Source organism: Kosakonia sp. CFBP8986, assembly GCF_034044935.1.
Lineage (GTDB): Bacteria > Pseudomonadota > Gammaproteobacteria > Enterobacterales > Enterobacteriaceae > Kosakonia > Kosakonia cowanii.
Genome location: NZ_JAXCXB010000024.1, coordinates 1 through 528, shown reverse-complemented (window position 1 = coordinate 528; position 528 = coordinate 1). Strand labels below are relative to the sequence as shown.

The window sequence follows — 528 nt, the reverse complement described above, 5'->3', positions numbered from 1 at the left end:
TTCAGTTCCCCCGGTTCGCCTCACAGCACTATGTATTCATGCTGTGATAGTGCAACGGATTGCACTGGGTTTCCCCATTCGGACATCGCCGGCTATAACGGTTCATATCACCTTACCGGCGCTTTTCGCAGATTAGCACGTCCTTCATCGCCTCTGACTGCCAGGGCATCCACCGTGTACGCTTAGTCGCTTAACCTCACAACCCGAAGATGTTTCGTAAAACATCATCAGTTGCGAAAATTTGAGAGACTCACGGAACAATTCGCATTGTTCTGTGTTTCAATTTTCAGCTTGATCCAGATTTTTAAAGAGCAAAACTTCGCAGCACACACAGAATGTGTACTCTGAAGTTTTCTAGTGACGAACAGTGAGGATGGTGGAGCTATGCGGGATCGAACCGCAGACCTCCTGCGTGCAAAGCAGGCGCTCTCCCAGCTGAGCTATAGCCCCATCGTAGTTAAACTCTGTACCTTAAATTCGTTTCCGGGCGCGGCGTGATGGAGCGAAGCATACGTAATGTATGTGAGC

1 tRNA gene and 1 rRNA gene are annotated in these 528 nt (G+C 49.2%); both read right to left on the bottom strand.

Annotated elements, in window-relative coordinates:
- Nucleotides 1–196: ribosomal RNA gene (locus SOM48_RS22620) — 23S ribosomal RNA — on the bottom strand; the annotation flags it as partial.
- Nucleotides 197–374: 178 nt separating this feature from the next.
- A tRNA-Ala gene (locus SOM48_RS22615) sits at nucleotides 375–450 on the bottom strand.
- Between the last annotated feature and the right edge of the window lie 78 nt (nucleotides 451–528).